Origin of the sequence: Phenylobacterium sp., from assembly GCF_028290885.1 — a bacterium.
Taxonomy (GTDB): Bacteria; Pseudomonadota; Alphaproteobacteria; order Caulobacterales; family Caulobacteraceae; genus Phenylobacterium.
In genome coordinates this window covers 1-6,350 of record NZ_JAQGIZ010000125.1, presented here as the reverse complement: position 1 = coordinate 6,350, position 6,350 = coordinate 1, and the positions used below count along the sequence as shown (strand labels likewise).

Genomic DNA, 6,350 nt, shown 5'->3' with positions numbered 1-6,350 from the left:
TCGTGCGCCGGCTGCCGTCTTCGCGCGGCTCGGCCTCGATGGTGATGGCCTGGGCCGGGCAGATCGCCTCGCAGAGCTTGCAGGCGATGCAGCGTTCCTCGCCGTTGGGATAGCGGCGCAGCGCATGTTCGCCGCGGAAGCGCGGGCTCTGCGGATTGCGCTCGTTCGGATAGATCACCGTCGCCTTGGGCCGGACCATGTACTTCAGGCCAAGCCCCAGCGCGCCCGCGAAATCCATCAGGGCCGCGCCCTTCATCGCCTGTCCGATACGCTGGAACATGGTCACTTCCCCTTGCAGGCGTAGTCTTGGATGTATTGGGCGTCGCCGCCGTTCTTCAGGACCAGCTGGCCGCCCTGCGCGGCGCATTCGTCTTGGGCGCGCTTGAGCGAGTCGTAGTCCGCCGTCCCGGAGACGTTGTTGCCGGTCGCCTCGCAGGCGCTGAGGCCCAGGGCCAGGATGATCAGGGCGGCGGCGGTTCTCATCCGGCCGCTCCGAAGGCTACGGGAGCATAGACCCGCCAGCCGGCCACCAGGGCCACCGCCACCAGCGAGGTGGGCAGAAACACCTTCCAGCCCAGCCGCATCAGCTGGTCGTAGCGGTAGCGCGGCACGACGGAGCGCACCATGGCGTTCATGAAGAAGACGCAAAAGGTCTTGGCCGCCAGCCAGAACAGCCCGAACAGGCTGACCAGAGTGGGCGCCCAACTGGCGGTGAACGGCGTCGGGAACGGGGCCTGCCAGCCGCCCAGGAACAGCACCGCCATCAGCCCGCTCATCAGGATGATGTTCGCGGTTTCGGCCAGGTAGAACAGCATGTAGGGCGTGGAGCCGTATTCGATGGCGTAGCCGGCCACCAGCTCGCTCTCGGCCTCGGGCAGATCGAAGGGCGGGCGGTTTGTCTCGGCCAGGCCGGAAATGAAGAAGATCACCCCCATGGGGATCATCACCAGCGCCAGCGGCAGGTTCTTCAGGCCGCCGCCCAGGATGTTCCAGTTCCAGAAGCCGCCGCCCTGCAGCTCGACGATGCGGGTCAGGTTCATGGTGCCGGCCAGCAGGATCACGGTGATGATCACGAAGCCGATGGAGACCTCGTAGGAAACCATCTGAGCCGCGGAGCGCAGCGCGCCGAGGAACGGGTACTTCGAGTTGGACGCCCAGCCGCCCATGATGATGCCGTAGACGCCCATCGAGGAGACGGCGAACAGGTAGAGGATCCCGACGTTGATGTTGGAGACCACCCAGCCGGGCGCGAGCGGCATGGCCGCCCAGGAGCCGAGCGCCAGGGTCACGCTGATCAGGGGCGCCAGCAGGAAGACCACCTTGTCGGCGCCGGCCGGAATGATCAGCTCCTTGATCAGGAACTTGCCGAGGTCGGCGAAGGACTGCAGCAGGCCGAACGGGCCCACCACGTTGGGGCCTTTGCGCATCTGCACGCCGGCGAAGATCTTGCGGTCGCCGTAGATCAGGAAGGCGACGGTCAGCAGCAGGACGACGGTGACCAGCAGGATCTGGCCCACGGTCAGCAGGGTCCAGCCGATGGGGGTGGTCCAGAAAGCGGGTATGGCGCTGGGCATCTATTCCGCCGCGATCTTGGCGGCGCCCGAAGCCAGGGCGGCGCACTCGGCCATCGTCACGCTGGCGCGGGCGATGGGGTTGGTCAGGTAGAAGGAGGCGACGGCGCTGGCGAACGGCGCGTCGGAAAGCTCGCCCTTGCCGCCCAGCAAGCTGAGGTCCAGCCCGGCGGCGCCCTCTCGGCCCGCCACATAGTCGATGCGGCCGAAGGTCGGGTGGTCGGCGAAGAGCTTGGCGCGCAGCTGGTCCAGGCTGTCATAGGGCAGCTTGGCGCCCAGCCGTTCGGAGAGCGCGCGCAGGATCGCCCAGTCCTCCTTGGCCTCGCCCTTGGGGAACACGGCGCGGACGCCCTGCTGCACCCGGCCCTCGGTGTTGACGTAGAAGCCGTTCTTCTCGGTGTAGGCGGCGCCCGGCAGGATCACGTCGGCCCGGTGGGCGCCACGGTCGCCGTGGGTGCCGAGGTAGACGGTGAAGGCCTTGGACGCCGAGGTGTCGATCTCGTCGGCGCCCAGCAGGAAGAGCAGGTCCGCGCCGCCCTTCGCCACCAGTTCGCCCGCCGTCTTGCCGCCCGGCCCCGGAAGGAAGCCCAGGTCCAGGCCGCCGACCCGGGAGGCCGCCGAGTGCAGCACGTTCCAGGTCATGCCGAAGGCCTTGGCGACGCCGGCCGCGGCCTTGAGCACCGCCGCGCCGTCGCCCCGCGCCAGGGCCCCTGCCCCGACCACGATCGCCGGAGCCTTGGCGTTTTTCAGCGCGGCGACGAAGTCGCTCTTCGACTTGCCGAGCCCGCCCAGCGTCTTCGGGCCCGCGCCCAGGTAGTCGTGAGGATAGGTGAGGTCCGCCTGCGGGCCGATGACGCCGACCCGCAGGGCGCCGGCCAGCCAGCGCTTGCGCAGGCGCGCGTTCAGCACCGGCGCCTCGGTGCGCGGATTGACGCCCACCAGCAGCACCACGTCGGCGTCCTCGATGCCCATGATGGTCGAGTTGAACAGCCAGCTCTCGCGCGGGCCGGCGCCCAGCGCCATGCCGTCCTGCCGGCAGTCGGTGGACTGCACGCTCAAGGACCGGAAGAGGTCGAGCGCGGCCTTCATGGACTCCGCGTCCTGCAGATCTCCGGCGATCACGCCGATGCGGTCGGGCGCGGTCGTCCTGATCTGAGACGCCACCGCCTCCAGCGCCTGGCTCCAGGTCGCGGGCCTGAGCTTGCCGGCCTCGCGGATGTAGGGCTGGTCGAGGCGCTGGCGGGCCAGGCCGTCGACGGCGTAGCGGGTCTTGTCGGAGATCCACTCCTCGTTGATGTCCTCGTTGACGCGCGGCAGCACGCGCAGCACGGCCGAGCCGCGCGCATCCACCCGGATCGCCGAGCCCAGGGCGTCCATCACGTCGACGCTCTGGGTCTTCTTCAGCTCCCAGGGCCGGGCGTTGAAGGCGTAGGGCTTGGAGGTGAGCGCGCCCACTGGGCACAGGTCGATGATGTTGGCTGACAGCTCCGACGTCACTGCCTTGTCGAGATAGGTCGTGATTTCAACGTCTTCGCCGCGGGAGATGAGACCGATTTCCGGCACGCCGGCGACCTCGGTGATGAACCGGACGCAGCGGGTGCACTGGATGCAGCGGGTCATGACCGTCTTGATCAACGGCCCCATGAACTTTTCTTCGACGGCGCGCTTGTTGTCGGCGTAGCGGCTGTCGTCGCGACCATAGCCCATGGCCTGGTCCTGCAGGTCGCACTCGCCGCCCTGGTCGCAGATCGGGCAGTCCAGCGGGTGGTTGATGAGCAGGAACTCCATCACCCCGTGGCGGGCCTTCTTCACCTTCGGCGTGTCGGTGAAGATCTCCATGTTCTCGGCGGCCGGCAGGGCGCAGGAGGCCTGCGGCTTCGGCGGCCCGGGCTTCACCTCCACGAGGCACATGCGGCAGTTGCCGGCGATGGAGAGCCGCTCGTGGTAGCAGAACCGCGGGATCTCCTTGCCCGCCAGCTCGGCCACCTGCAGCACGTTCATGCCGGCTTCGAATTCCACCTCGACGCCGTCGACTTTGCAAATCGGCATGAGCTTACTCCGCCGCCTGCAGGGTATGGCCCTGCACGTGGGGCTTGCCGGCGCGATAGAGGGTGATGCGGTCTTCCACCTCGTGGCGGAAGTGGCGGAACAGGCCCTGGATCGGCCAGGCCGCCGCGTCGCCCAGGCCGCAGATGGTGTGGCCTTCGACCTGGCTCGCGACGTCCAGCAGCAGGTCGATCTCGGCCATCTCGGCCTCGCCGGTGACCATCCGCTCCATCACCCGCCACATCCAGCCGGTGCCTTCGCGGCAGGGGGTGCACTGGCCGCAGCTCTCGTGCTTGTAGAAATAGGACGCCCGGGCGATCGCCTTCACCAGGTCCGCGTCCTTGTCGAAGACGATCATGGTGCCGGTGCCGAGGCCGGAGCCGCGGGCCTGCAGGTCCTCGTAGGTCATGATGGCTTCGTCGCACTCGGCCGCGGGGATCATCCGCACCGAGATGCCGCCGGGGATCACGGCCTTCAGGTTCGACCAGCCGCCGCGCACGCCGCCGAAGTGGTCCTCGATCAGCTGGCGGACCGAGATGCCGACGGCTTCCTCCACCACGCAGGGCTTGTTCAGGTGGCCGGAGCCGGCGAACAACTTTGTTCCAGTTGATTTCTCCGTCCCGAAGCCGGCGAACCATCCGGCGCCGCGGCGCAGGATGGTGCCGACGACGGCGATGGTCTCGACGTTGTTGACCGTGGTCGGGCAGCCGTAGATGCCGGCGCCGGCCGGGAACGGGGGTTTCAGGCGCGGCTGGCCCTTCTTGCCCTCGAAGCTTTCCATCAGCGCGGTCTCGTCGCCGCAGATGTAGGCGCCGCCGCCGTGGGTGACGCGGACGTCGCAGTCCCAGCCGTGGACGTTGCCAGGCCCGATCAGCTTGGCGTCGTAAGCTTGGCGGATGGCGGCGGTCAGGCGCTCGCGCTCGTGGACGTATTCGCCGCGGATGTAGATGTAGGCGGTGTGCGCCCGCATGGCCTTGCAGGCGATCAGGCAGCCTTCGATCAGCAGGTGCGGGTCGTTGCGGAGGATGTCGCGGTCCTTGCAGGCGCCGGGCTCGGACTCGTCGGCGTTGACCAGCAGGTAGTGTGGCCGCTCGCTCTCCTGCTTGGGCATGAAGGTCCACTTCAGGCCGGTGGCGAAGCCGGCCCCGCCGCGGCCGCGCAGGCCCGAGGCCTTCATCTGGTCGCAGATCCACTCCGGCGTCTGGGCGACGATGTCCTTCGTGCCGTTCCACGCCCCGCGCAGCCTCGCGCCCTCCAGGCCCCAGTCGTGGACGCCGTAGATGTTGAGGAAGATGCGGTCCTTGTCGGCCAGGATGCCAACCACGCCTAAGCTCCCTTACTCATGCTTGGTGACCTGGGCCGGCGAAGCCCGGCGATGAACCAGATCTGGGCGCCGAAGCCCACCAGCAGCGCCGCGACGAAGGCGGCGAGCGCCCAGGCCTGTCCGTACTTGAAATAGCCGACCACGCCGGCCAGCGCGCCCAGCAACGCCAGCGCATTCACGGCCATCATGACCGCGCGGCGCCGCTTCAGGGTGGCGACGTCCAGGCTCATGCCGGCGCCTTCGCGGTCTTGGAGGGCTTCTCGGGCAGGTTCGGGATCTTGATCTTCTTGGCCAGCGAGCCGTCGTAGAGCTTGGGGTCGGTGAGCGCGATGGGGCCGCCCTCCGGCGCCGAGCCCTGGCGGCCGATGGCCGAGCCCGGCTTCGGCTTCTTGCCGGCGGCGAAGGCGTCCAGCAGCTTCTCGAAGCTCTCCGGTGTCAGGTCCTCGTAGTAGTAGTCGTTGATCGCGGCCATCGGCGCGTTCGCGCAGGCGCCCATGCATTCGACTTCCTGCCAGTAGAACTTGCCGTCCGCGCTGCGGTGGTTCGAGGGGCCGAACTTGCGCTGGCAGACCGCCAGCAGGGCTTCGGAACCGCGGGTCTGGCAGGGCGTGGTGCCGCAGACCTGCACCAGGGCCAGGTCGCCGACCGGCTCCAGCATGAACATCGTGTAGAAGGTGGCGATCTCCAGGACGCGGATCACCGGCATGCCGAGCAGCTCGGCGACCGCACGGATGGCCGGCTCGGAGACCCAGCCCTCCTGCTTCTGGACGAGCCACAGGATGGCGATCACCGCCGACTGCTGGCGGCCGGCCGGGAAGTTTTCCATCCAAGTGCGCGCGGCCTTCAGCGTCTTGGGCTGGAAGGTGAAGCTGTCGGGCTGGACCTGGGCAAGCCTGCGGACGCTCAACGGTCTATCTCCCCGAACACGATGTCCAGCGAGCCCAGGATGGCGGAGACATCGGCCAGCATGTGGCCGCGGCACATCCAGTCCATCGCCTGCAGGAAGGGATAGCTCGGCGCGCGGATCTTGCAGCGGTAGGGCCGGTTGGTGCCGTCCGAGACCAGATAGACGCCGAACTCGCCCTTGGGCGCCTCGACCGCGGCGTAGACCTCGCCGGGCGGGGTGCGGTAGCCCTCGGTGAACAGCTTGAAGTGGTGGATCAGCGCTTCCATCGAGCGCTTCATCTCGCCGCGCTTCGGCGGCGCGACCTTGTTGTCCTGCGAGATCGACGGGCCGGGCGTCTTCATCAGGCGCTCGCAGCACTGGGCCATGATTTTCACCGACTGGCGCATCTCTTCCATGCGGCAGAGGTAGCGGTCGTAGCAGTCGCCGTTGATCCCCAGCGGGATGTCGAACTCCATGTCCGAATAGCACTCGTAGGGCTGGCTGCGGCGCAGGTCCCAGGCGA

General features: G+C 68.2%; 7 protein-coding genes and 1 pseudogene. All 8 read right to left on the bottom strand.

Going from position 1 to position 6,350, the window contains the following annotated elements; all coding sequences use genetic code 11:
- A partial coding sequence (locus JWP28_RS08475; protein WP_299542015.1) for an NADH-quinone oxidoreductase subunit I occupies positions 1 to 280 on the bottom strand: 280 nt, incomplete at its 3' end.
- Positions 281 to 282: 2 nt separating this feature from the next.
- Positions 283 to 483 (bottom strand): hypothetical protein, encoded by a 201-nt coding sequence (locus JWP28_RS08470; RefSeq protein ID WP_299542013.1) that lies wholly within the window; start codon positions 481 to 483, stop codon positions 283 to 285.
- Positions 480 to 1,562: an NADH-quinone oxidoreductase subunit NuoH gene (nuoH, locus tag JWP28_RS08465; RefSeq protein WP_299542017.1), complete on the bottom strand. Its 1,083-nt coding sequence runs from the start codon at positions 1,560 to 1,562 to the stop codon at positions 480 to 482. The genes JWP28_RS08470 and nuoH overlap by 4 nt, the downstream gene beginning before the upstream one ends.
- A 12-nt stretch (positions 1,563 to 1,574) precedes the next feature.
- Positions 1,575 to 3,620 carry an NADH-quinone oxidoreductase subunit NuoG gene (nuoG, locus tag JWP28_RS08460; protein WP_299542011.1) on the bottom strand — a complete coding sequence of 682 codons (2,046 nt, stop codon included), beginning with the start codon at positions 3,618 to 3,620 and terminating at the stop codon, positions 1,575 to 1,577.
- Positions 3,621 to 3,624: 4 nt separating this feature from the next.
- A complete protein-coding gene (gene nuoF / locus JWP28_RS08455) occupies positions 3,625 to 4,941 on the bottom strand; it encodes an NADH-quinone oxidoreductase subunit NuoF (RefSeq protein ID WP_299542009.1) in 1,317 nt (438 codons plus the stop codon).
- A 2-nt stretch (positions 4,942 to 4,943) separates the two neighbouring features.
- Positions 4,944 to 5,171 (bottom strand): hypothetical protein, encoded by a 228-nt coding sequence (locus JWP28_RS08450; RefSeq protein ID WP_299542007.1) that lies wholly within the window; start codon positions 5,169 to 5,171, stop codon positions 4,944 to 4,946.
- On the bottom strand, positions 5,168 to 5,848 hold the full coding sequence (gene nuoE, locus JWP28_RS08445; protein ID WP_299542005.1) for an NADH-quinone oxidoreductase subunit NuoE: 681 nt from the start codon (positions 5,846 to 5,848) through the stop codon (positions 5,168 to 5,170). Before nuoE ends, JWP28_RS08450 begins: the two co-directional genes overlap by 4 nt.
- A pseudogene (locus JWP28_RS08440) lies at positions 5,845 to 6,350 on the bottom strand (NADH-quinone oxidoreductase subunit D); the annotation flags it as partial. The pseudogene JWP28_RS08440 and the gene nuoE, both read right to left, overlap by 4 nt.

Bases quoted from the DNA above. Each gene is read 5' to 3' on its own strand.
- JWP28_RS08450 (WP_299542007.1), bottom strand. From the start codon at position 5,171: ATGAGCCTGGACGTCGCCACCCTGAAGCGGCGCCGCGCGGTCATGATG.
- nuoG (WP_299542011.1), bottom strand. From the start codon at position 3,620: ATGCCGATTTGCAAAGTCGACGGCGTCGAGGTGGAATTCGAAGCCGGC.
- JWP28_RS08470 (WP_299542013.1), bottom strand. From the start codon at position 483: ATGAGAACCGCCGCCGCCCTGATCATCCTGGCCCTGGGCCTCAGCGCC.